Source organism: Neopararhizobium haloflavum, from assembly GCF_002750855.1.
GTDB lineage: Bacteria > Pseudomonadota > Alphaproteobacteria > Rhizobiales > Rhizobiaceae > Georhizobium > Georhizobium haloflavum.
The window spans coordinates 295,385-320,284 of the sequence record NZ_NWUC01000004.1 but is presented as its reverse complement, the minus strand read 5'-3'; the positions used below and the strand labels follow the sequence as shown (position 1 = coordinate 320,284).

The 24,900-nt window shown below is 62.8% G+C and carries 19 protein-coding genes; 9 read left to right on the top strand and 10 right to left on the bottom strand.

Features of this window, described 5'->3' with window-relative positions:
* Positions 1-158 precede the first annotated feature (158 nt).
* Both gmd and CN673_RS11510 read left to right on the top strand, forming a co-directional pair.
* Positions 159-1,133: a GDP-mannose 4,6-dehydratase gene (gene gmd / locus CN673_RS11515; RefSeq protein WP_099866399.1), complete on the top strand. Its 975-nt coding sequence runs from the start codon at positions 159-161 to the stop codon at positions 1,131-1,133.
* Between the two features lie 3 nt (positions 1,134-1,136).
* Positions 1,137-2,087, top strand: coding sequence for a GDP-mannose 4,6-dehydratase (locus CN673_RS11510; RefSeq protein ID WP_099866398.1), 951 nt, complete (start codon positions 1,137-1,139; stop codon positions 2,085-2,087).
* On the opposite strand, the gene CN673_RS11505 is transcribed toward CN673_RS11510, so the two are convergent.
* Genes CN673_RS11505 through CN673_RS11495 form a run of 3 tightly spaced genes read right to left on the bottom strand, consistent with a single transcriptional unit; the run spans position 2,071 to position 7,146 of the window.
* Positions 2,071-4,473 carry a glycosyltransferase family 4 protein gene (locus tag CN673_RS11505; protein WP_099866397.1) on the bottom strand — a complete coding sequence of 801 codons (2,403 nt, stop codon included), beginning with the start codon at positions 4,471-4,473 and terminating at the stop codon, positions 2,071-2,073. The two genes, CN673_RS11510 and CN673_RS11505, sit on opposite strands and share 17 nt — an antisense overlap.
* A gap of 2 nt (positions 4,474-4,475) precedes the next feature.
* Positions 4,476-5,543 carry a glycosyltransferase family 4 protein gene (locus tag CN673_RS11500; protein WP_099866396.1) on the bottom strand — a complete coding sequence of 356 codons (1,068 nt, stop codon included), beginning with the start codon at positions 5,541-5,543 and terminating at the stop codon, positions 4,476-4,478.
* A 31-nt stretch (positions 5,544-5,574) separates the two neighbouring features.
* Positions 5,575-7,146 (bottom strand): methyltransferase domain-containing protein, encoded by a 1,572-nt coding sequence (locus CN673_RS11495; RefSeq protein WP_198585977.1) that lies wholly within the window; start codon positions 7,144-7,146, stop codon positions 5,575-5,577.
* A 206-nt stretch (positions 7,147-7,352) separates the two neighbouring features.
* Here CN673_RS11495 and CN673_RS11490 point away from each other — a divergent pair, with 206 nt between their 5' ends.
* The 3 genes from CN673_RS11490 (at position 7,353) to CN673_RS11480 (ending at position 9,863) form a co-directional block, all read left to right on the top strand.
* The gene (locus CN673_RS11490; protein WP_157928879.1) at positions 7,353-8,270 is read left to right on the top strand and encodes a DUF4214 domain-containing protein; all 918 of its coding nucleotides are present in this window, start codon (positions 7,353-7,355) and stop codon (positions 8,268-8,270) included.
* 99 nt (positions 8,271-8,369) lie between these two features.
* Positions 8,370-9,002: a hypothetical protein gene (locus CN673_RS11485; protein WP_099866393.1), complete on the top strand. Its 633-nt coding sequence runs from the start codon at positions 8,370-8,372 to the stop codon at positions 9,000-9,002.
* A 75-nt stretch (positions 9,003-9,077) separates the two neighbouring features.
* Positions 9,078-9,863 carry a SapC family protein gene (locus CN673_RS11480; protein ID WP_099866392.1) on the top strand — a complete coding sequence of 262 codons (786 nt, stop codon included), beginning with the start codon at positions 9,078-9,080 and terminating at the stop codon, positions 9,861-9,863.
* A 54-nt stretch (positions 9,864-9,917) separates the two neighbouring features.
* Here the strand turns inward: CN673_RS11480 and CN673_RS11475 are convergent, their stop codons facing one another.
* The 7 genes from CN673_RS11475 to CN673_RS11445 all read right to left on the bottom strand — a co-directional run bounded on the left by CN673_RS11475 (position 9,918) and on the right by CN673_RS11445 (position 19,645).
* Positions 9,918-11,273, bottom strand: coding sequence for an HlyD family type I secretion periplasmic adaptor subunit (locus tag CN673_RS11475; RefSeq protein WP_099866391.1), 1,356 nt, complete (start codon positions 11,271-11,273; stop codon positions 9,918-9,920).
* Positions 11,274-11,356: 83 nt separating this feature from the next.
* A complete protein-coding gene (locus CN673_RS11470; protein ID WP_245409871.1) occupies positions 11,357-13,105 on the bottom strand; it encodes a type I secretion system permease/ATPase in 1,749 nt (582 codons plus the stop codon).
* 111 nt (positions 13,106-13,216) lie between these two features.
* Positions 13,217-14,899 (bottom strand): hypothetical protein, encoded by a 1,683-nt coding sequence (locus CN673_RS11465; protein ID WP_099866390.1) that lies wholly within the window; start codon positions 14,897-14,899, stop codon positions 13,217-13,219.
* Between the two features lie 274 nt (positions 14,900-15,173).
* A complete protein-coding gene (locus CN673_RS11460; protein WP_099866480.1) occupies positions 15,174-16,325 on the bottom strand; it encodes a glycosyltransferase family 4 protein in 1,152 nt (383 codons plus the stop codon).
* A 26-nt stretch (positions 16,326-16,351) separates the two neighbouring features.
* Positions 16,352-17,593: an ABC transporter ATP-binding protein gene (locus CN673_RS11455; RefSeq protein WP_245409870.1), complete on the bottom strand. Its 1,242-nt coding sequence runs from the start codon at positions 17,591-17,593 to the stop codon at positions 16,352-16,354.
* Positions 17,590-18,384, bottom strand: a complete 795-nt coding sequence (locus CN673_RS11450; protein WP_099866389.1) for an ABC transporter permease — start codon at positions 18,382-18,384, stop codon at positions 17,590-17,592. The genes CN673_RS11455 and CN673_RS11450 overlap by 4 nt, the downstream gene beginning before the upstream one ends.
* A 154-nt stretch (positions 18,385-18,538) precedes the next feature.
* Positions 18,539-19,645, bottom strand: coding sequence for an acyltransferase family protein (locus tag CN673_RS11445; protein ID WP_099866388.1), 1,107 nt, complete (start codon positions 19,643-19,645; stop codon positions 18,539-18,541).
* A 140-nt stretch (positions 19,646-19,785) separates the two neighbouring features.
* On the opposite strand from CN673_RS11445, the gene CN673_RS11440 reads away from it, so the two are divergent.
* The 4 genes from CN673_RS11440 to CN673_RS11425 are packed head-to-tail and all read left to right on the top strand — an operon-like array spanning position 19,786 to position 24,860.
* Positions 19,786-20,922 carry a glycosyltransferase family 4 protein gene (locus CN673_RS11440; RefSeq protein WP_099866387.1) on the top strand — a complete coding sequence of 379 codons (1,137 nt, stop codon included), beginning with the start codon at positions 19,786-19,788 and terminating at the stop codon, positions 20,920-20,922.
* Positions 20,919-21,896, top strand: a complete 978-nt coding sequence (locus tag CN673_RS11435; protein ID WP_099866386.1) for an NAD-dependent epimerase/dehydratase family protein — start codon at positions 20,919-20,921, stop codon at positions 21,894-21,896. Before CN673_RS11440 ends, CN673_RS11435 begins: the two co-directional genes overlap by 4 nt.
* Entirely contained in the window at positions 21,896-22,966 is a 1,071-nt protein-coding gene (locus CN673_RS11430; protein ID WP_099866478.1) for an MraY family glycosyltransferase, read from the top strand. The genes CN673_RS11435 and CN673_RS11430 overlap by 1 nt, the downstream gene beginning before the upstream one ends.
* Positions 22,941-24,860, top strand: a complete 1,920-nt coding sequence (locus tag CN673_RS11425) for a nucleoside-diphosphate sugar epimerase/dehydratase (protein ID WP_198585976.1) — start codon at positions 22,941-22,943, stop codon at positions 24,858-24,860. Before CN673_RS11430 ends, CN673_RS11425 begins: the two co-directional genes overlap by 26 nt.
* Positions 24,861-24,900 lie beyond the last annotated feature (40 nt).

Below are 24,900 nucleotides of genomic sequence, written 5' to 3'. Positions count from 1 at the left end.
CGCGCCTTCCACAAACTTTGACAAGCCGCCTCTCGAAGATCCAGACAGGTGATGCGCCGGAAACACATTGCTAAGCGCGGCGCAATCGTGGCAGAAGGCGACCACTCCGCCGGGGGGCACAGCGGTTCGATCAATCTTCGGAGATACGACACGTGGCGATGAAAGCGCTGATTACCGGCATCACTGGTCAGGACGGAGCCTATCTGGCCGAACTTCTGCTCTCCAAGGGCTATGAGGTCCATGGCCTGGCGCGCCGCTCTTCCACGGCCGATGTGAATCTGACCCGCCTGAAATGGCTGGGAATCGAGGATGATGTCCGCATCGTTGACGGCAATCTGAGGGATCTGTCGGGCCTCATCCGCACCATGCGGGACGTCAAGCCCGACGAAGTCTACAATCTCGCCGCCCAGTCTTTCGTGCGCTCATCGTGGCAGCAGCCCATCCTCACCGGGGAGGTGACGGCGATGGGCGTGACGCATGTCCTCGAAGCCCTGAGGATCGAGCGCCCCGATGCGCGCTTCTATCAGGCGTCCTCCTCGGAAATGTACGGGCTGATCCAGGAGGTCGAGCAAAGCGAGGCGACGCCGTTTTATCCGCGCTCGCCCTATGCCGTCGCCAAGCTTTATGGCCATTGGATCACGGTCAACTATCGCGAAAGCTTTGGCATGCATGCCTCGAGCGGCATTCTCTTCAACCATGAATCGCCGCTCAGGGGCATCGAGTTCGTGACGCGCAAGGTCACCGACGGGGTTGCGCGGATCAAGCTCGGCATGGCCGATGAGTTGAGGCTCGGAAACATCGACGCCAAGCGCGACTGGGGCCACTCCAAGGACTATGTACGGGCCATGTGGCTGATGCTGCAGCAGGAAACGCCTGACGACTACGTCATCGCCACAGGTCGCACCACCACTGTGCGCGACATGTGCCGCATCGCCTTCGAGCATGCGTCCCTTGTCATGGACGATCATCTGGTCATCGACCCGGACCTCTTCCGCCCGGCAGAAGTGGATGTCCTCCTTGGTGATCCGGCGAAGGCGCGCGAAAAGCTGGGCTGGGAGGCGACAATCTCACTCGATACCATGATACGCGAGATGGTCGATGCGGATCTGGAACGCCTGAAACCAACGCGCTGACCGATGGAAGGGGCACGGCGCATCGCAATCACCGGAGCCGGCGGCTTCGTCGGACAATGGCTCCAGTCGGCCTTTGCCGGCAAGGTGCATGCGGGTGAGGTGGAACTTCTGCCGCTCAGCGCTTCCGGCGAAAAAGGCCGCACGCTCGACATCACCCATGCCGGCGATGTGCGGGCCGCAATGCTTGAACTGCGGCCTGATGTCGTCATCCATCTCGCGGCGGTCGCAGCGCCTGCCGACGCCAGGCGCGATCCCGGTCACGCATGGCGCGTCAATGTCGACGGGACGCTCAACATTGCGCGGACATTGATCGCGGAGCTTCCCAAGGCGAGACTGATATTTGCCGGTAGTTCAGAGGCATATGGCGAAAGCTTCAACCGCTTCGGCGGCATCGTCGACGAGGCAGCGCCGCTGGAACCGATGACAGCCTATGCCGCCACCAAGGCCGCGGCCGATCTGGCGCTTGGCCAGATGCGCCGCGACGGGCTGGATGTGGTGCGGTTTCGCCCGTTCAACCACACCGGGCCGGGCCAGTCGGATGCCTACGTCGTCCCGGCATTCGCAAGCCAGATCGCGGCGATCATCAAGCGGCAGCGCGAACCCTTCGTCGACGTCGGCAATCTGGACGCCGTGCGCGACTTCCTCGACGTGCGCGATGTGGTGGCGGCCTATGTTCTGGCCTGCGACCCCGAGCGCGTCTTCGACGATCAGGCGATCAACCTCGCATCGGGCACAGGGCGCCCCGTCCGCTCCATTCTCGACAGGCTGATCGAACGCGCCGACATGCCGATCACGGTTCGCACCGACCCCGCGCGTGTGCGGCCCTCGGAAGTGCCGCGCGCACTGGGCCGGGCCGATCGCGCACAGGCTCTTCTCGGATGGACGCCGCACTACGGCTTCAACGAGACAATCGACGCCGTGCTTGACGCGATGCTGGTTACGCCTGCGTCTTAAAGGCCTTGAAGCGGGCGTCGCACGCCTTCATGAACGCGTCGGCGATCGATTCCCAGGAGTAGCGATCTTCCACGAGTGTACGCGCCGCGACGACCATTGCCGCAAGATCTGACTGCGGCATGTCGAGCGCGCGGCTGATTCCCGCCGAGAAATCGTCGTCGGGGGTCACGATGAGATGGCGGCCCGGATCAAGCGCCAGTCCGCGTGTGCCGAAGGCCGTGGAGATCACCGGGATGCCCGCCGCGAAATAATCGAGCATCTTCAGGTTGGTGCCTGATCCCTGCGTCATCGGATTCAGCGCTAGATCCGCCCGGGCGAACAGCGCATCGCGCGTGGCGTGATCGACCATGCCCATCAGTTCCACGTTTGCTGGCAACTCGCGTCCTGTGAACGGGCCACATGCCGTCCCGGCGACGAGAAACAGGACATCGGAAAATTCGGGAGCCACGCGGATGATGCGCTCGATCGCATCGATGTTCGGTGGATGCCAACTTCCGATGAAGAGCGCGCTGCGCGCCTTGCCAAGGGCAAGGGGGCGACGGTCTTGCGGCGGGGTGTGCACGACGTCGTCGAGATCGACCCCGTTGGCGACCTCCAGCAATTCGGCCCGTGTCGGACCGTAGAGCGCGCCGAGTCGGTCAAGATCTCGCTGTGCGCAGGCAAAGACGAGGTCGGCCTCGCGCCAGGCCAGAGCTTCCACCCGCACGACTTCCTCCAGAAGCTTCGCTCCTGCGGGCGCCCCCGCATAGGCCGCCGCCTTGAGATCCTGCTCGACGTCCTGAGCTTCGTACCAAAGGGGCTTGTTCGGAGCGGCCTTGCCGATCTCCTCGACCAGATAGGGGTGGCATACGATGACAGCGTCGCTGGAATGCGCCGAATAGGCGAGCGCGGCGCGATAATCGGGCGTAAGCGCCGTCAGCAGCGAAGCACAGACGTCACCCACCGGAATGCGGTCCATGGCCAGCGTGAGATCGCGCTCGTGCGCGGCATGCCGTGCCGAACGTGGAACGCGGATCTCGGTCATGCCCGGTGCGATGGCGATTTCCTGATAGGTGCTGCCGGCGGGTGCGAGCGTGACAAGGTCGACATCGTGGCCTTGCGCTATGTGACGATAAAGATGGAAGACGCGGAGTTGACCGCCGCCGCGAGGCGGATAGACGGGGAAGGTTGCGGCGACGGTGATCTTGCCGGCTTTGCGCTGTCTGGCGCGCACGCTCCTTCGCTCGCCGAGGAGGCCTCGGCAGACCACATCCCAGGAAATGCCGGCCACCCGGTCGCGTGCCTGTTCTCCCATGCGTCTTGCGGCGGCCGGCTCGTCGGCCAGCCACTGCAGTCTCTCGCCGAGTGCCTTGGGGTCCGCCGCGGTGGCAAATCCCGTGCGCCCGTCCTCGACGAACTCCCGAGGGCCACCCGAATCGCGCGTCGTGACGACCGGCTTGCCGCTTTTCATCGCTTCGATGGTGATCAGCCCGTAATCTTCGTCATACGGCACGAACGGTATGGCAAGGGCGTCGGCATATAGACCAGGCATCTTGCTGTCGGGCACGAAGCCGAGGAAGCGGATGCGTGGATCATCGCCCGCGAGCGCACGCAATTCCGTTTCGGCAGGTCCCGTCCCGGCGATCAGAAGCGGGACGTCCGCGCTGACATGCTTCATCGCCTCGATAATGAGGCCGACCCGCTTCGGCCCGTCTAGCCGGCTGCCGGTGAAGAAATAGTCCTGCCCACCGCATTTGAAATCCTTGCCGTTGGCGGGCGGATAGAGGACGTCTACGGGAACGTCCTTCGGAAAATAGCTGGCGCGCTTTCGAACCGTATTGGCGATGGCGGCATAGCGGCGGATACGGCGCGGGTCGAGCCCGTAATCATCGAGAAAATGTACGATCTCCCGCGCAAGGGGGCCGGGATAGGCGAAAGCTGCTTCGCTAACGCCGGAGCGGCGCAATGATCGATAGCGATCGAAGGTTGCGGCGATGTCGGCCTTTGCGGGTGGACCCGCCGCGCGGATGGCGCGCAGGGTCGCCACGAAGTCTCTCACGGCCGGTTCGCCACCATCGAAATCGCCGCTCTGAGGCGCAGCGAAGGGATAGGTATCGTAAAGACCGCGCAGGCGATGCAGCATGTAGACGATGTGATTGGGATGATCGATCATCCAGGCCGGATACTTGCCCGTGATGACGCAGTCGTACCGCGAAACATCGAGTTTGGTGAACGCCTCGTAGGACGCGACAACATCGTCCAGATTGCGCTCCGGAGAAACCATTCCGACGATTTCGCAGTCGTGCGGTGTGGCTTCGTTGATATGGTCCTGCAGTCCCCAGATCAGGTTTTCGGCCCCGCCAAGGCCAAACGGAATGGGATGCGGTGAGACGAGGGCGATGCGCACGACTAGTCTCCCATGCCTTCAGGGATGCGTCCCGCCGCCAATAATTTTTCCACGACGTTGTCCCAGCTGATTCCCATCGATGCGTAGCGATCGCGCCCGTTGCGACCGAGCTGGGCGGCTCTCCGGCGATCGGCGTAGAGCCGGTCGATGGCCGCGGCGACCGCCGCCGGCTGCGGATCAGTGACAAATCCGGTCTGGCCGTCGATGACGAATTCCAGCGGGCCACCGGAATCGCGGCAGGTGATGACCGGCTTGCTCGAAAGCATCGCCTCCAGCGTGACGTAGCCATAGTCCTCGTCGAGCGGACCGAAGAAGACGCCGAGGCTTTTCGCGTAGAGGGTTATGAGTTCCTGACGGGTCACGTTGCCGAGAAAGCGGACGCGCTCCGCGATGCCGAGTTCGTGCGCCAGCGCCTCGCACGTCTCGCGCCGTCCGCCGTTGCCGGAGATGAGGGCAACCGCTGGCGATTTCGTTTCCGCCAGCGCCCTGATGAGAAGATCCTGGCGCTTCAGGGCCTCGATGCGGCTGGGAACGAAGATATAGGGCTCGGCATCGGACACATGGAACGCTTCGGCATCGGCTGGCGGGTGGTAGAGCGGGGTGGATGCGACGCCATTGTTGGCCATGAGGCGTTCCGCCACGCGTCCGGCATTGGCGAAGACCGCCTGCGCCGAACCGAGCGCGCGTGTGTCGTCGGCGATGATGGCCGTGCGCAACGCCTCCGCCTGTGCATCGCCGGCAGGAAACCCGTACTCTGTGCCAAAAAGCTCATAGGCCGGGCGATGCTGATGCAGCAACCAGACCACCTTGTCGGGATGCGACATCAGATAGGTTGGGAATTTCAGGCAGATCATGCGGTCGATCTGGCCACCGCCATAGCGCGTGTGGTCCTGGCTCGCCCAGGCATCCATCGCATAGCGCGTCGCCTCGACCGGCGAGAAATGAAACGGTCCGGTGATGCGGTGGACCTGATGCCCGGCGCGCTTCAGGGCGTCGACAAGCCCGTCTGCATGAAGCTCCGCGCCGCCCGCGACATCCGGCGTGAAGACGGTGGCCACCCCTACGCGCATGCGTCCTCCGTCGCATGAAGACCGCCATCATTCATGATTTGAACGCCAGGACGGCATAGTCGAGCGGGACCTGGAACCAGTCGTTGATTTCTTTCGGATCGAAGCCGCGCGGCTCGCGCTCAAGATCGAGATCGTCGTCATAACGAATGATGCGCGCTCGCTCGAAGCCACGCGCCTCGGCGAGAAACTGCGTCAGGGCCGGGGGCAGGGGATTGCGGTGGGTCGGATCGAAATAGAAGGTGTAGGCGCCGACCGTCAGGCACTCCGGGTTCGGTGTCTCGAAAAGAATCGCGCCGCCCGGCGCAAGCGCCCGCCGTGCCTCATCGAAGAGCGTGATGAGTTGGTCGTAGCTGATGTGCTCGATGATATGAAAGCCGGTCACACCAGCCAGGCTCGCGTCAGGCGTCTCCTTGAGCAGCGCGATGGCATCACCGAGGTGGACCGTATGGCCCTTGGCCCGCGCTTCCTCGACCATGGCGACATTGAGATCGGCGCCCTGGACGGCTACGCCTGCATCGCGCAACTCACTCAGCCATTCGCCGCGTCCGCACCCGATGTCGAGCACCGGCAGCCCGTCCATGGCCGGTGGCAAGGTCTTCATCGCCGGAATGTAGCGCCGAACACGGGCCGTTATCTCTTCCCTGGAGCCGCGGAACCGGTTTTCGAAAGCCAGATAGAGTTCGTCCAGCTTGTGCTCGTCCAAAACCTCCACGGTTTGGCGTGCCGGCGTCGACGTCTCAGGGAGCGCGCGCCGCGCTTCCTCGATGAGGCGTGAAAGATGCTGGCTGCGATCGACAAGCATGGTCTGCGCCGCGCGGGCCGCCGAAGCCGCATTGCTGGAGGTCGCTGTCGCATCCGCGATCAGCGAAAGTGCCTTCTCGCTCTTCTCTTCCGTCTTGCCGAGCGCAACTTCGTGTTCGCGCATGGCGCGATCGACACCTGCCAGAGACCGGTCAACGTGCATGTCAAAATCGCGCAGCGTCCGGCGAATGGCCGAGATCGTCTCGTTCGCCTGGTCGACGAGATGCCCGTGCCGCTCATCCATCGCCGAAAGGCGCTGACGCAGCGCCAGCATGTCTGAGCGCAGCGTGACGAGCGAAACAAGGGGCGCGAGAAGGCGGCCGATCACCGGCACACGACCGGCAATATCGAGCAGCCGGCGCTTCTTGACCCCGGCGATCTCGACGGGACGCTTTTCGGCCTCCTGGGAACGCATCAGACCGGAGAGGACCTGGGCGCGCGTCGCAGTGCCTGCGCGAAGCGCATCCGTCAGTGTTTGATGACCGGTCTGGTCGGGCTCGCGACGCAGAATCAGGTGATAGGCGGCCTGGATGAATTGCGTGTCGGACAGCCGCTGAAAATCCATCAGGCCATAGGCGCGGTCGCCAATAGGCAGAAGCTTGGCGCCATCAGTGTCGGCGACGCCCGGAATATGGATTCCTTGCTGGAAAGCGCGATGATCCACCGCCGCGCCGGATCCGTCCTGCGGGCGGGCGTTGCGCCGCTCCAGTTCGGCCGCCTCGGCGCGGATCTCCGCGAGCATGGCGTCGATGTCCATGCCCTTGCTTTGACCGGAATGGTCCTGATCGTCGCGGTCAGTCATTACGTGGCGTTCCTGCGGCATTCGGCCGAGGCGAAGGCATCGGCGCCGGCCTCACATAGCTTCCGTATCGCCAAATCGCAAACCCTCCTGATCGGTGCGGAAATGCGACGGCCTCACCTGTCCGGGTGATGGACGAAACATCCGCTCTGCTGCTTATCGGAAGCACAAATGTTCAATGTGAACGGTATTGTTTCAAGGGGGACAACATGGACCAGACAGAATTGACCGTCGGTGATCTGAGAGGCTTTCTGCAGTTTGCCGCGAGCGGTGTCATTTCTTTCAGCCCGGATCAGATATCAACGTTCTTTGACCAAATTCGGACACTGATCGACAACCAGGGTCAATTGACCGACGAGTTGGATGCCCAGATCGATCTTGCCGAACAGGTCCTGATCGATTTCTTCTCGGCCGGGTCCGTCGCCTTCGATCTGAACGCGACGATCGAGATCCTTGCGGGCTATCCGGACGACACGCCTCTATCCCAAACAGCAGAATTCGCTTATCTTTTTGATGGGACGGACGGCACCGACGATGGCGATGACGGTGTCGTCGATCCGGTGGTCGACGGCGTGGACTATGTGGTCGGCGATGTCGGCTTCAAGACCGTCGACCTGTCCTTCGCCGAAGTCGAGACTGTGTTCAACGCCGCGACCGGCGACGTCACGGTGAGCGGGCCGGGCATCGCACTGACGATCGATATCGATGTCACGGCCCGTGTCGAGCTCACCGATGGATTTCTCGCTTTCGACATCGACGGGGCAGCGGGGCAGGGCTACCGGATCTATGGCGCGGCCTTCGATCGCGCGCCGGACGATGCCGGTCTTGGATATTGGATCCGTCAGCTCGACGAAGGCAACATCGATCTCGTGACGATGTCTCGCGCCTTTCTGGCGTCGGATGAATTCCAGGCGGTCTACGGGTCGGCCGTGGCCAATTCTGATTTCATCGAATTGCTCTACCAGAACGTGCTTGAGCGACAGGCCGACGATGCCGGTCTCGACTATTGGCTGGATGCGATGGAGGACGGCGCCGCGCGGGAAGTCCTGCTCGCGAGTTTCTCCGAGAGCCTAGAAAACAAGGTGAACGTCGAGGCGGAATACGCCGGCGGCATCTTCTACGTGTGAGTGTCGGCGGGAGCGAGCCATTCAGCCGTGCTCATACGGCCGGTCTTGCTCCCGCATTCCACCTTATTCTCGCTGCCGCACCGTGCTAACGCTCGGTGCATGAACGATCAGACAAGCACCCCGCCGCCCGCCGTTCCCGCAACGCTTGATGCTCAGGAAGCCAAATGGCAGCTTTCGATTCGCTACGAGCAGATGGCGGACCGCATGCGCTTCGTCATCACCAAGCATCTTCCCGGGCTTTCGGCCGACGCGCCGCTGAAAACGGAAACATGCGAATGCGCGCTGACACGAAGGCTCTGCGGCCGGATGATCGACGCATTCGCCTCTCTGCTTGAGAAGACGAGCAGCGCCGCTGCGACCGCGCCAGCCGAGATGCGCGACGACATGATCGTTTTCGAACATCAAGGCGCGCTGTCGGAGGGCAAGCAGACTGCCACGCCTTCCGCCAAGTCAGCGAGTCAGCGCGAGCCGGAGCACAGGCCGATGCCTGCGGATCGCCTGCCGCTGGTCGATTCCGTTGATGTCGCGCTGAGGGCGGGCCAATTTCATCTGGCCGTGAAGTCGGCAGGACATCCGCTCGCGCGGCTTTCGGTGGGCAGGGATGAATTGCACCGCATCGTCGAACTGATGGCGCGCCAAGCCGATCGCGCGGGATGGAACCTGCAGCCAGAGACGGGCTGGCTCGCACGCCTGTCACTGACGGCAGACACCGGCGCCATCACGCTGAACTGACGAGACCACTTGTTTGACGGTTGTCTGCCCGCCGGATAACGAGGATCAAGCCCAAAACGAACGCAGGGGAGCCCAATGCCCAAATACGTCGCGCTCAGCCACAGCAATCATCGCAATGCGCGCTGGAAGCGGTTTCAGTCCTACACCTTTGCCGCGAACGAGACCTTCGTGCCGTTGGTTGCCGCCGATCTGGCCAAGACGGCCATGGGCTTGCCTGTCGCCTTCATCGAGCGCGACGAGAGGCTGGTTCTGGTCGCCGTGACGTCGCTGACACCGGGCATCAATCTTTTCGTCTCGATCGACGGCCAGTGGCTTGGCGGCTACGTTCCATCCATCCTCCGCGGCTACCCGTTTCGTCTGGTCCCGGTAAAGGAGCGCAACGAGAGCGTGCTCGCCTTTGATGAAGAGAGCGGGCTGATCGGCGAGGGCGCCGAGTTCGAAGAAGGCGAGACGCTGTTCGAGGAGGAAGGCCGGCCCAGCAAGCGCGTCAGCGAAACACTGGAATTCCTCAAGCAGTGCGAAAAGAACCGTGCACTGACGGAGCGGGCGACCGCGGCCATCAAGGAGACGGGCATCGTCGAAGACTGGCCGATCAGTGTTTCGGTTGACGGCGAGGAGCGCCGCGTCGGCGGCTTGAAGCGGGTCAGCGAGAAAGCACTCAACGGACTATCGGATGCCGATTTTCTGAAACTGCGGCAGTCGGCTGCGATGCCGGTGATCTACGCCCATCTGCTGTCGATGCAGAATATCGGAAACTTCGACCGGATCATCCGCCTGCGCGACCAGCTCGCCGCCGCAAGGGCGCAGCAAAGCGCCAAGCCGGCATGGCAGGTCGCCGAAGACGACGAACTTCTTTTCTGACGATTTTCTTCCCTGAAAGTGAAAAGGACCGGCGCTGGCCGGTCCTTCCATTTCTCATTCCTCGTTCAGGCCGCGGGTGATCGCGTCTGAAAGCGGGCGCAACAGGTAATCCATGAAGGTTCGCGAGCCGGTTGGTACGATGATGTCGGCCGGCATGCCCGGGTGAACGGTCTGGTCGCCGAGCTTCTTCATTTCTTCCGGTGGAACGGAGACCTGAACCAGGAAATATTCCGTATTGTTGGACTGGTCGACGATACGGTCGCCCGATACCGAGCGAATCTCGCCGAAGATCGACGGCAACTTGCGCACATCGAGCGCGACGAAACGAACCTCGGCGCGCTGGCCGAGCTTGACGTCGTGAACGTCGAGCGGCGTGACCCTTGCGGCCACCACCAATTCGGCCTGTTCCGGCGAGATTTCAAGGAGCGGCTCGCCGGGGGAGATGACCGCGCCGAGCGTCGTCACCGCCACATTCTGCGCGACTCCGGTCGTCGGCGCGTGAATGTTGAGACGGCTCATCACGTCCTCGGCCGCCGTCAGCTGTTCTTCAAGGTCGGCGATCTGTGTTTCGACCTCGCGCAATTCTGCGACGACCTCCTCACGGAACTGCTGCTTGAGCTGTTCCATCTCCAGCCGCGCCTCGGTGGCGGACTCGTTCGCCCGCGCGCGCCGTGATTCGATATCGCCGACTTCGCCTTCGAGACGGGCCGCTTCACGCTCCAGAGCAAGCAGGCGGGAACGCGCCACGAGGCCCTTTTCCAGAAGCGGACGGAGGCTGTCGAGTTCCTCGGTGATCAGCCGGATCTGCTCGCGCTTGGAGCCTTCCTGAACATTGAGCCCGTTCACCTCGAGATTGAACTGGATGATTTTTGCCTCAAGCAGTTCGATCTGCCCTTCGAAGGACTGACGCCGTTCCAGAAAGAGGCGTTGTTCACCCTCGATCATCGCCTGAATGTCGCTGCTTTCCCTTTCAAGGATGTGCTCGGGAAAATCGATCTCCGCCCGATCGTCGCGTTCGGCCCTGAGGCGAGCGGCCTGAACCTGGCGTGCATGCAGCTGATTGCGGAAACGATCCGCGCGGGAAGCTGCCTGAACGGGGTCGAGCCTGAAGAGAACTTCGCCGCGTTCGACCATCTGGCCTTCGCGGACATTGACCTCGGCCACGATCCCGCCTTCGAGGTGCTGAACGACCTGTGTGCGGCCTTCCGAGACCACCGACGCCGAGGCCGTGACGGCGCTGGCGAGCGGCGCGTAGGATGCCCATGCTCCAAAGCCGAAAAAGGTGACCCCGACGATGACTGCGCCGGCAAGGACGGTGCCCTTGGCGCTGCGCGGCGGCCGGGCAGCCTTTGTCGGTCCGCTCTTCTGGTCGAAGCGTGCCGGTGGCTTTGGTGATTCCTGTGCGGCCATCTGGCCTCTCCGTTATTTCCCAGTGTTGCGTCTGCCGCCGCGACGCGACAGCAGGGTGGCAACCTAAATCATCGATGCGGCGCTCAGGAGGCGGAAATCACCTTGGCCTGAGGCGTGCGAAGCTGGCTCACATTGGCGGCCTGGCCGGTACGGGAGCCGAGTACGACTTCCGGACGATCGAACTTGGCCACCGCGCCATCGGCGAGCACCGCGACCTTGTCGACCACCGAAAGCAGCGACGTGCGGTGGCTGATGATGATGACCGTGCGATTCTCGCGCTTGGCCCACAGGATGGCGTCGGCCAGCGCCTTCTCGCCTTCCTGGTCGAGGCTTGAATTCGGCTCGTCGAGCACGATCAGCCGCGGGTCGCCATAAAGCGCCCGTGCCAGCGCGATGCGTTGGCGCTGGCCGCCGGAGAGTGACCGCCCGCCGTCGCCGAGCTTCGTCTCATACCCATCCGGCAGCTTCAGGATCATGTCATGCGCGCCGGCCGTCGCTGAGGCGTGGATCACGGCGTCGGGATCGACATCGCCGAACCGGGCGATGTTCTCCGCAACGGTTCCGTTGAACAGTTCGACTTCCTGCGGCAGGTATCCGAGATGGTTGCCGAGATCTTCCGGGTGCCACTGGCTGAGTTCGGCGCCGTCAATGCGCACCGAACCGGAAACGGGGAGCCAGACGCCGACGATGGCACGCGCAAGCGTGGTCTTGCCGGCGCCCGAGGCACCCACGACAGCGACGACCTCGCCGGCCTCGATCTTGAGGTTGATGTTCTTGATCGTCGGTGCGTTGGAGCCGGGAGGCGCAACGAACAGGCGCTCCAGCGTCAGTTCGCCCTTGGGCTTGGGCAGGGGCATGCGCTCTTCATTGTCGCTCGGCACGGTCTCGAGCAGTTGCTTGATGCGCCCATAGGCCGAGCGTGCATTGACGAACTGCTTCCACTGGCCGACGGCCGCTTCGACCGGAGCGAGGGCCCGGCCCATGATGATGGAGGCGGCGATCATGATGCCGGCGCTGACTTCGCCCTGGATGACGAGGTAGGCGCCGACGCCGAGGATGGCCACCTGCAGCGACATGCGAACGGCCTTGAAGCTGCCCATGATCACGCCGGCGCGGTCGCTGGCCTTGGCCTGCAGGCCGAGCGCATCGAGGTGCAGCGCGTTCCAGCGGCCGATCAGCGCCTTCGACATGCCGAGCACATGCACCGTCTCGGCATTTCTGAGGCTCGACACAACGTACTGGTTGGCAGCGACCGAAGCGCCGGAGGCCTGGCTGAGGATGCTGCGCGTCATCAACTCGTTCGATACCGCGAGGATGAAGATTATGATCGCCCCGACCAGCGCCACCATCCCGAGCCAGAAGTGCATCAGGAAGCAGACGGTGATGAAGACGGGAACCCATGGCGCGTCGCAAAAGGCGATCAGACCGGCGCCCGTCATGAACTCGCGGATCGAATCGACGTCGCGCGGCGCCTGGCTGTAGGCGTGTCCGGGCTGGCGGACGTGGCCGCGAAAGGCGGTGTAAAGGACGTTATCGGCGAGCAGTTCATCGAACATGACACCGGTGCGCACCAGAATGCGCGAACGCACGATTTCCAGCATCGCGAAGACCATGAGAAGGCCAATCGCAAGGCCGGTCAGAACGATCAGGGTGACCTCGCTGCGGCTCGCCAGCACGCGATCGTAGATCTGCAACATATAGAGCGGTCCGACGAAGACCAGCAGATTGACGAAGAAGCTGAAAACGATGACCGCGATCATGTTGCCGCGGCATTGGCGCATGGCATTCGTCAGCATCTTCAGGCTGTTGTCGGCCGCATCTTTGCGTTTCATGTCCTGCCCTTTTGGCATTAACTCTGGTCTTCGAACCCGGCGATGTGCTTGATCTTGATTGTCGAACCGCCGCAGTCGCCCGTCTGCGCGGTTGTCGTCATCTGAACGCCGCTAGGCAGCGATGACCGCCTCGTACAGCCATATCGAGTGCCCATCAACACCAACCAGATGCACGTCTTTGTCGACGATGGAGATCTCGTCGATCCACTCGGCCGTCATGACCTTCATCGAGCCCGGTGCGTCCGACACCATCAACTTGTCCTGATCGAAGCGGAAACCCCAATAGGAGGCATCGCCGCCATCATGGATGACGTAATCGGTCTGGTCGTCCTTCAGCTTGCTGCCATCACCGTTTTCGGTGGTGAAGTGCGACACGAATGCGATCGCCGAGCCTTCTTCGCCGTCCTTGTCTCCGATACCATCCGGCGTGTCTCCGACATCCGACGTCTCGGGCTTTTCGACTGATACGACAGGCTCCGAATCTCCGATCTCGATCTGATCGCGCCGCGAGCCAAGCAGATCAGACAAATCGAGACTGGCGACCACCAGTCCGTCGTCATCATCGGCATCGCCGTCGACGCTTTCGGAGCCGTCATTGTCGGCATCCGCCGTCTCGGTCGCAGTGGGCTGCTTTGCCTGACCGGAACTTGGCGAGGAAGAAGAAGCCGTCTTGGTGTCGTCCGGCTCCTTGGCGGTGGAGGAGGAACTTGTGCTCGAAGCCGAAGCAGTCGCGGTGCCCGATCCCGAACTGTGGGTCGCACCGGCTTCGGCCGTCTCGGATCGCGAAGAACTGCCGGCGGACTGTTTTGCCGGAGCCGCTTCCAGCTGTTCCGGAGCCTCGCTCTGCGCGCCGTTGAAATCGAGTGCGAGATCGAGGGTCTGTTTCTCGAGGATGTGGTGGCCGGTCGGGTCGTCGACAGCTTCCGGCTGCTCGATCTTGCGGGCAAGGACGCTCTCGTTCCGCGCCTGCATATCCTCCATCGCCGCCAGATTGCCGAAGGTCTCGCCGTTGCTCAGCACGACGCCGGTGCCCTGCGCTTGCGCCAGGGACGGGTCGGAGCCGGATTGACCGCGCTCGGCCGCTGCCGAGCGTTCGACGTCGGGCACGTCGCCGGCTTCCGGCACGGTGGCGACGTCAAGCGCCAGGTTGCTTCCCGCCGCGTCGCTGCCGCCGAGTTCGCTTGCCATCAGGTCGATCGCCAGGGCCGCTGCCCCGAGGGCGCCAAACGCGGTGAAACCGCCGGCCAGGCCCTGCGACTGAGAGCCGTTCTCGCGGCCGAAAAGACGGCTGAGCAGATGCGTGGCGGCGTCGTCGTCGGTATGGCCTGCAGCGTTTTCGGCGGCCTTGGCCGATTCGACGTTGCGTGCCAGTTCCGTCACGACGATCGCGGCAGCCACGAATGCAGTGAAGACGGCGCGCGGATGGATGACAACCTTGCTGTCGCTGCGCTGGCGGGGAAGGGCGAGCGGCGCATCCTGCAGCATCTGCTCGGTGACCGCTCGGAAATCGACGCCGTGATAGCTCTGCCCGGTGGCGTTGTTGACGACGACCACTTCCTCGTTGATGCGCGCGATGTGCACCATGGGTTCATACGTATCGTCGCGCTCGAACACCGCCCAGGGCTCGCCCTCGTCGGTAATGCCGCGATGCAGGGAAATATGAAGGCCCGCTTCGACCAGGCGGTCACGGACCCTGTAGAGTTCCGCCAGTTCCTGTGTGCCCCAATCGGCACTTGTCCGGCGATTGGCCGTCTTCTGACGGGCGCGAGCAAAGGAGAAGATCGAAGCACTCATGTGATCAGCCGCTTTCCAATCCGTATGGTTTCAGGCACGACGTCTCCCGTCGTGTGACGAGAGGGTGGCTGGAAGAGCTGCTGATCGGGCACCCCGAAATGCGATCATGATCCCTCATCCCCCTTCATCTTATAACGGCTTCCGCATCGGACGGAAAGCATCAAGAGCGTTTGAAAGTGCTGTGTTGCCTAATCTCTACAAGAATAAGGCACCGTTTTGACATTGTCTTTTGTTAAAATGGATGAAAGTTAAACAATTGACATAGTCCGAAGGGTTAGGCGCGGGCTGCACGAGCATAGACGGCGGCCGTTTCCGTTGCGCAGCGGCGCCAACTGAACAGCGCCGCGCGATCCAGCCCCTTGCGGATCGAATCGCTGCGCCATTGCGTGTCGTCGAGGCCGCGCGCGATCGCCTCTCGCAGTTCAGCCGTATCCTCAGCCTCCACGTAAAGCGCCGCATCCCCGGCGACCTCGGGCAGTGAGGAATTGCGTGACACGATGACCGGGGTCCCCGAGGCCATCGCTTCCAGAATGGGCAGGCCGAAGCCTTCGTAGAGCGAGGGAAGCACGAAAAGCCGTGCGCCGGCGAAAAGCAGCGGCAAATGCGCATTCGGCACGTAGCCGGGATAAACGGCCCATCCTTCGCGAACCGCCCTTTCTATCTTCTCGTGGGCCGCCTCGCTCTGCCAGCCGCGATGCCCGACGAGAACCAGAGGAAAGCGCGTGCGGATCGCCGCGGGCAGTCCCTCATAAGCGTCCAGCAACCGCATGACGTTCTTGCGCGGCTCGATCGTGCCGGCATAAAGGCAGTAGCCCTCGTGCTCGAGCCCCAGTTCGGCAAGAACGTCGCGCGTCTGTGTTTCGTCCCTCGGGCGGAAATCGTCCGAACTTGCAAGCGGGATTGCCGTCACCCGATCCTGTGGCCAGTCGAAATAAGCGGCGGTCTCGTTTTTCGTATAGTCGCAGTCGGTGATCAGATGGGTCGCGCGCTTCAGCGAAAGACGGATCTGCTTGCGCATGTAGCGCACCCGTGCCGGCGGGTGGCATTCCGGCATTGTGAAGATCGACAGGTCGTGGATCGTCACGACATTTGGGCCCTGGCGTGGCGGCAGATAGTAGTTGGGTCCGTGAAAGACGTGTTCGTCATGCGCCAGAAGAGCCCGCCGGCGTCGCCAGTCGAGCGCCGACTGGCGTAGCGCGACCACCGTGTTGCTCTTTTGCAGCGTGCGCTTGATCCAGCCGACTGCCGCGCTTCCCTCATCCGAAGGCTCCGGCGCGCTGTCGAGAAAGCCACCCATGCCGAAGTAGCGCAGGTCGTCGATCCCGCCGACATGCGGCAAGTGCCGCGACAATTCATAGGCGTAGCGCCCGGTTCCCGTCAGCGGATACCGCACCGCTTCGACTGACAGGATCACCCTCGTTCCCATTGCCGTCTTTCCATTGCCGTAAGTGATCAAGCTTGGTCCGCTGGCCGGTGCGTGACCTCGATGGTTGGCGGAATGAAGGCCAACCCGTCAAAGACCTGACGCGCCGTGTTGACCACCGAGAAGGTAGCGGCAAGGTCGCACCATTCGTAATTCTTGGAAACGTGGTTTTCCTTCTCGCTGAGCGAGGTCGTGATGGAATAGTCGCCCGCCGCGATATTGAGGGGGAAGGACACCGTCACGTCGACGCGGTCTCCGGCAGACAGATTCTCCAGTTCCTGGTCGGTATAGTGGGTGTTGATGCCGAAAAGGGTCTGACCCATGCGGTTCTTGATGGCGTAGCCGAAGACGAGGCGCTGGACCGGTGCGTGCACCGCGATGGTGGCTCGAATCTGCATCTGCGAGCCGACGCTCGCAACCTCGATGGGATGGCCTTCGGCATCGTGCAGCGCGATCGCCTCGACGGTTGCCTCATAGGTTCCCGATCGCGTGGCGACGCGGCCGCGCACGAGCTCGGTGCTGATATCGCCGTCGCTCTGCGTGCCGATCATGGCGTTGTAGTAATCCATGATCTCGTCGGGCGCACCGTCCTTGGCGATGCGTCCGCGATCGAGCAGGATCGCCCGCTCGCACAGATTGAGGATGGCGGCCCGATCGTGCGAAACCAGAATGAAGGCCGTGCCGGCTTCGCGGAAACGCTCCACCCGGTCGAAGCACTTCTGCTGAAAGTAGGCGTCGCCGACGGACAACGCTTCATCGACAATCAGGATGTCGGGCCGAAAGGCGGTGGCCAGCGCGAACGCGACGCGCATCTGCATGCCGCTGGAGTATACGCGCATGGGCTGATCGAAATAGCTGCCGATTTCGGCGAACGCCTCGATCTCGTCCATCTTGCCTTCCAGCGCGTGATGGCTGTGGCCGAGCAGTCCGCCGGCCTGGAAGACGTTCTGCCGTCCGGTGAGGTCTGGATTGAAGCCCATCCCGAGCTCGAGAATCGCTGCGATCTGGCCTTTCAGGTGGACCTGGCCCTCGCTGGCGCGGAGCGTCCCGGTGATCATCTTCAAGAGCGTGCTCTTGCCGGCGCCGTTCTGGCCGATGATCGCCAGCGACTGGCCCGGCTCGATCGCAAAACTGATGTCGCGCAGGATCCACTTTTCCTCGTACTGGCCATAGCGCGCCGAAAACCAGGACAGAACCCGCCCGAGTTCGTGCGAATAGGACTTGAAGGCCTTGCCGAGCCTGTCGACGCGAAGAACGGGATCCTGGATCAAAGGACGTCCACCATTTCTGGGCTTGCGCGTTTGAACATGAACATGCCGAGCGCGCCGACGATCAGCGTCAGCACGACAAGACAGAAAAGTGTCAGGGGATCGGGCGCCTGCTTGAACACCAGGACGTCCCGGTGCACCGCCACGATCCAGTAGATCGGATTGAGATAAAGCGCGCCGCGATAGGCCTCTGGAATGATGTTGGCCGTATAGACGATCGGCGTGAACCAGAACCCGAACTGGATGAAGATCGGCACCATCTGCCCGACGTCGCGGATGAAGACGTTGAGCGTGCCGAGGATGACGCCGAGACCTGTCGCAAGGCCGGTGTTGACCAGGATGAGCAGTGGCAGCCAGAGCGTCGCCAGCGACAGCCCATGGCCGAGCGCCAGATAGACGAGGGTTACGGCAAGAAAGAAGATCAGATTGTTGATGATTGCGATCGCGGCGATGACGACAGGCAGCGTCACCTTGGGGAATACGATCTTCTTCATCGCATTGGCGTTCTCGATGAACATCGTCGAACAGCGCGTGACGATCTCGGTGAAGAGATACCAAGGCAGGAAGCCGGCCATCAGGTAGATCGCGTAGGCGAACTGGTTGTCGATGCCCGGAATGCGGCCGCGCATGATGGCCGAAAGGATGAGGGCGAAGATCGCAACCTGCACGAGCGGCGATATCACCAGCCAAAGAATGCCCAGGCGGCTGCGATTGACGCGGTTGTTCAACTCCGCCGCGACGGAGGAGACAACGAAGGCGCGGTAGCGCCAGACGCCTTTCAGCATGGCTTGCATGGTGTCACTCGGCCTGAGACGTGGACGGACGATCATTGAGGAAAGGTGCGGGATGGTTCACCCCGCCCGCAAGGAGCGCATCTCCTCGTCGACGAAAATGGCACTGAAGTGGCACGATGCAAATGGTCCTGTCAAAAGCGAAGTGGAGCGGGTTTCACGCGGCTTGAGGCGCAGCGTTCGCGGTCTTTGCGACATAGCGGCGCCTGAGGTCGAGAAATGGCTTTTCGATGGTGACGTAGGAAAGCCAGGAAAAGGCGAGTATGGCGGCCAGAACCAGCGGGAACTGAACGAGGGACGCAACGAAGCCTGCCGGCAGGTCGCCGACCAGCAGCCTGTGAAAGCCAAAGATGATGAGGCCATGCCACATATAGATGGAGAAGCTCCATTGCCCGGCCGTCGCCAGCCACTGGTCGATCCGGGTCGGCAGCTTGAGGCCAATGGCCAGATAGAAGACGGTAAATCCGGCCCAGACACTCGCCTCGGCCATGCTCCACCAGATCCAGAAGAGCTGTTTCGGCTGATCGGAAAAAAAGCTGGCGAAGCGGGCCTGCACCATCAGCGCGGTCCAGGCAGCGGCCGTGGCGAGGATGAGGCCGACCATACCGCGATCGGCGATCCACTGACCGTGGCGGCGGTAGAGGAGGGCGGCCAGCATGCCGATAAGGAACTGATCGAGACGTCCGACGAGGGTCGAATAGAGCATATGTGTGCTGTTCGGCGTCGCGAGATAGGCCCCAAGCTTCACGACGGCGAGGATCGCCAGCAGCCGCAGGATGTAGGCCGCACCCTCCGAGCGCACGAAGAGGGCGAGGAAGGGGAAGATCAGATAGAAGGTGAATTCGATCGAGATGCTCCACGCGGCGCCGGTTGCGAAATGGGCCGAGGTGGGCGGGCTGCCGATATTGGTGAACAGGACGTAGAAGATGTCCGCCGCCTCGAAACCGTCGCGATTGATCGAGATGGCTAGGACGAAGATGGTCAGGAACAGCGGCGCGATCCTGAGGACGCGATTGGCCATGAAGCGGCGATAGGCGATGGTTTCACCGCCGAGGGCGATCGTCATGAAGATGAAGCCGGATAGCACGAAGAACAGCGCGACGCCGGTATGCCCCTCGGTGACCGGAGCCAGGAAGAACCATTGCGGCAGGGGCTGCCAGCCGCCGAGATAGAAGTGGAAGAAGTGGAAACAGACCACCAGCAGCGCCGCCAGAAGCCTCAGATGGTCGAGGCGCGGGATATAGGAGACGTTCTTGGATTGCATGTGCCGCTGCTATCGCCCTTCCTGCTGGCCGCCCGGTTGTCTGCCGCGCATCATCCCTCTTTAAACGCCACGCACTGGCATAGGCCAGCCATTTTACCTATGCGTGGCGCCTCGCAATTCGCCAGGGCGCGCTGACCGACATGCATGTTCTCCACTTCTTCAAGACCTATTGGCCCGACAGCTTCGGCGGCATGGAGCGTGCGATCCACGCGATCGTCAAGGGAACCGCGGCGCACGGCGTGTCTTCGGAGGTCCTTTCGCTGAGCAGAAACCCGCGGGAAAGAACCGTCGAGTTTGACGGACACCTCGCTCTCAAGGCCCCGCTGACAGCCGATATCGCGTCGACGGGTTTGTCACTGACCGCGTGGAAGCTCTTCGCCGAACGCGCCCGCTTAGCAGACATCGTCCACTATCATTTTCCGTGGCCCTACATGGATGTGGCCCATTTCCTCGCCCGCCACGGCAAGCCGACCGTGGTCACATACCAGTCCGATATCGTGAAGCAGAAGCGTCTGATGGCCCTTTACCGCCCGCTGATGCGGCGGTTTCTCGGAAACGTCGATTCGATCGTTTGCGCATCACCGAACTATCTGCGGACCAGCGCGGACCTCCGCCCCTTCAAGGACAAGGTGACGATCATCGAGAACGGCCTGGCCGAAGCTGACTATCCGGCACCGTCCGACGAGCGGCTTGCTCATTGGAGAGCGGCGCTGCCGGCGGGGTTCTTTCTGTTCACGGGCGTGCTGCGCTACTACAAGGGCCTCCACGTCCTCATCGAGGCTGCGCGCCTTTCAGGTCTGCCGGTCGTGATCGTCGGGTCGGGACCGATGGAAGATGACCTCAAGCGCCAGGCCGCTGGCCTTGAAAACGTGCATTTTCTCGGCGCGCTCGATGATGCGGACAAGGTTGCGCTTCTGGCACTATGCCGGGCATTCGCGTTTCCCTCGCACCTGCGCTCGGAGGCCTTCGGCCTGTCGCTCGTCGAGGCGGCGATGTTCGCAAAGCCGATGATCTCCTGCGAGATCGGCACCGGCACCAGCTATATCAATCGCGATGGCGAAACTGGTCTCGTCGTCCCGCCGAACGATCCCGAGGCCTTCGCCGCCGCGATGCAGCGTCTGGCAACCGACGGCGACGCGGTCGAAGCCTTTGGCAAAGCGGCACGGGCTCGCTATGAAGCGGTCTTCACCGCCAAGCGCATGGCGACGGCTTATGCAGAGCTCTACCGCGGCCTTCTTGCCGGGAGGGACGGTGAGCGCGGGGTTGCCACACCATGAGTGGCTCGTCCGCGCACCGTGTTCTCGTCACCGGGGCGAGCGGATTCGTCGGCCGTGCCGTGATCGCCCGGATCGCCGAGGTGGAGCATCTCCAGGCGGTGGCTGCGGTGCGAAAGCCGGTTCCGACCTTCCCGGTGGACACGGACCAGCGACTGGCGCCGCATCTCGGACCAACGGCGGACTGGACGACGGCTCTTCACGGTATCGATCTCGTCGTGCACTGCGCGGCACGCGTCCATCGCCTCGGTGAAACGGCGGCAGAGGCCGAAGAGGCCCATCGCCAGGTCAACCGTGATGGCACGCTGGCCATCGCCCTGCAGGCCGCTCGCGCGGGGGTCTCGCGCTTCCTTTTCATCAGCACGATAAAGGTCAATGGCGAACGAACAGAGAAGGATGCGGCATTCGGCCCGGATGACGCTCCCCGACCGCTCGATCCCTATGCGGTGTCCAAATGGGAGGCCGAGCAGGGGCTGAGGGAGATCGCGGCGCGAACCGGAATGCAGGCGGTCGTGGTTCGCCCGCCTCTGGTCTATGGCGCTGGGGTGCGCGGCAACCTCGATGCCATGATGGGCTGGATCGCACGCGGAATACCGCTGCCGCTCGGCGCAATCGACAATCGTCGCAGCCTGGTCTCGCGTGACAATCTGGCCGATCTTGCCCTTGCTGCGATCACCTGCCGGCAGGTTCCCGACAAGGTGCTGATGGCCGGCGACGGTCACGATGTATCGACGCCCGAGCTTCTGCGCCGCGTCGCCGCCGCGATGGACCGGCCGGCGCGTCTCGTCCCGGTACCGGCGCCGCTGCTGCGCGCGGCAGCAATGATGACGGGCAGACGTGCCGCCGCGGCGCGACTCCTTGACTCGCTGCGGGTCGACATCTCACAAACGTGCAGCGAACTCGACTGGCGGCCCCCCCATTCCACGGACGCGGGGATCGCGGCCATGGCGAACGACTTTTTCGAAAGGAAGCGATGATGCAGCACCTCTGGCTTTTTGCCTCGGTGCTTGTCGCTTCCGCCATCCTGACGGGATTGGTGCGTCGCGTCAGCCAGCGTTCCGGCCTGATCGACCGACCCAACGCGCGCTCCTCCCATAGCCGGCCCGTGCCGCGCGGGGGCGGCGCGGCGATCGTCGTCACCTTCCTCGCGGCCCTGAGCCTGCTGGCGGGCGAGGGCACGATCGGCTGGCCGCTGGCGTTTGCGCTGATCGCCGGTGGTGGGATCATTGCCGCAACGGGACTGGTCGACGATATGCGCTCACTCGATGCGGCGCCCCGTCTTGTTCTCCATTTCGTAGGCGCCGGCATCGCGCTCTATGCGATCGGCGGCATGCCGCCGGTCTCTTTCGGCGGCCAGCCGGTCGATCTCGGTCTGCCGGGAGATGTCCTGGCATGGATCGCCGTTGTCTGGATGCTCAATTTGTTCAACTTCATGGATGGGATCGACGGAATTGCAGGCGTGGAAGTGGTTACTGTGAGCCTTTGCGCGGCGCTGCTTCTGATGATGCGAACCAATGCGGGGGCCGCCTTGCCCGGCGTGGCGCTGGCAGCCGCCGCAACCGGCTTTCTCATCTGGAATCTGCCGAGGGCGCGCATTTTCATGGGCGATGTCGGCAGCGGTTTTGTCGGCCTCGCCGTCGCCGTCCTTGCGCTCGGCTGGTCGGCGCTGAACCCGGCCATGTTCTGGGCGATGCTGATCCTGTGCGGGGCTTTCATCGTCGACGCGACCTATACGCTGTTGGCCCGTTTGGCACAGGGGCACGCGCCCCATATTGCCCATCGCACGCACACATATCAGATCGCCGCGCGTCGTTTCGCCGGTCATCTACCTGTCACGCTCTCTGTCGCCGTGATAAATATTGTCTGGTTATTACCGCTGGCCTGGGCCGTTGTTGATGGCTTCCTCGCTGGACCTTTCGCTTTACTTGCGGCATATGCGCCCCTGATCGCGCTGGCCGTCTGGTTCGGCGCGGGCAGGCCGGACAGCCAGAAACAGCAGGATCACTCGGACAATGCGCGCCATGAAGAGACCGATGCGTCTCATTGATCGTCTGCTCGCGATGTCGCAACTGCAGAAGCAGTTCGTCGTCCTCGCCGTCGACATGGCGCTGGCGCTGATCGCGACATGGCTGGCCTATTCGCTACGCCTGGAGCGGTACCACTATCCCTATAATGGCGAGCAGCTTGCCGTTTATGGGATCACGGCGGTGCTGTTCGTGCCGATCTTCATTCGGTTCGGCCTCTACCGGGCGATATTTCGATATTCCGGCATCGCGAGCCTGCGTGCAGTCGCGCAGGCCGTGTGTCTTTACGGTCTGATTCTGTTTTCGCTGCTCGTTGCGTTGAGGTTACCGGGCGTCCCGCGTTCGCTCGGCATCATGCAGCCGCTGCTCTTCTGGGGCTTTGTATCCTTCAGCCGTATCGTGGCGTCTCAATTGCTGCTCAAGCATCTCAATCTGGTCGAAACCGCTCGTCGGCCCACGATGATATACGGCGCCGGCAACGCCGGTGCGCAGGCCGCGAGCTCGCTGACCATGTCCGGCCAGAGCCTCATCGTCGGTTTTCTCGATGACGATGCCGCCAAGCAGGGCAAGCGGCTGAACGGCCTGAAGGTCCACGCGCCGTCCGACATCCCGCGTCTGATCGAACGCCATGGTGTCACCGACATCCTGCTGGCGCTGCCCGGCGCACCACTTGCGCGGCGGCGCGCCATTGTCGCGAGCCTGGAGCCTTTCAATATCCGCGTTCGCTCAATTCCCGAATTCTCCAAACTGGCGATCGGGCAGGCGACCTTTTCGGATATGGAAGACCTGCGGATCGACGAACTGCTGGAGCGGCAACCGCTCGCAGAGCCGATCGATGCGCGGACGATGGGTCTGCGCACCGTACTGGTGACCGGCGCTGGCGGCAGCATCGGCAGCGAGCTTTGCCGGCAGTTGCTGGCCACCGGCATCGATCATCTGGTGATGGTCGACCATAACGAGTTCGGCCTCTATCGCATCCATGCCGAAATCAGCGAGCTCATCACTCGCAATGAGTTGGCATCCGCCGTCACGGCGCACCTTGCCAGCGTGCGCGACCGAAGCCGCATGGACGATATCGTCCGGCTGCATCGGCCCGACGCCCTTTATCACGCCGCCGCCTACAAGCATGTCCCGTTGATCGAGAACGATCCGCTGGAAGGTGTGACCAACAACATAATCGGCACGATGAACACCGCTGACGTGGCGCGCGCAAATGGCGTCGGCCGCTTCGTGCTGATTTCAACCGACAAGGCGGTTCGTCCTACCAATGTCATGGGCGCGACAAAGCGCATGGCGGAGATGACGGTCCAAGCCCTGGCCGACGAGACGACGGGGACGGGCGGCACGGTCTTCTCCATGGTCCGCTTCGGCAACGTGCTCGACAGCAGCGGTTCCGTCGTTCCGCTCTTTCGCCGCCAGATCCGTGAGGGCGGGCCGATCACGGTGACCGATCCGGATGTCACGCGTTACTTCATGACTATTCCGGAAGCCGTCAGCCTTGTCCTGCAGGCCGGACAGATGGCCACCGGCGGCGAGGTCTTCGTGCTCGATATGGGCGAACCGGTCAAGATCATCAATCTCGCTCGCCGGATGATCCGTCTGTCGGGCCGCACGGAACGCACGGACGACAATCCGGGTGGGGACATCGAGATCTCCACCATCGGATTGCGGCCCGGCGAAAAGCTCTACGAAGAGCTGCTGATCGGCGAGAACCCGCTACCGACCGCCAATCCGAGCATTCTCAAGGCACACGAAAAATTCCTTGCCTGGGAAACGCTCAAGAGCGTTCTCGACCGTCTGGCTGCCGCGGCCGAGTGCAACGACGAGGCGGCATGCGCGGCAATCCTGTCCGAACATGTCAGCGGCTATGTCAGAACCGGCCCCTGCACCGACGCGGCAAGCAAGGCGGCCCAATAATCTTCATCGCCGCCAGACCACCGGAGTGCCATCTCGTTGA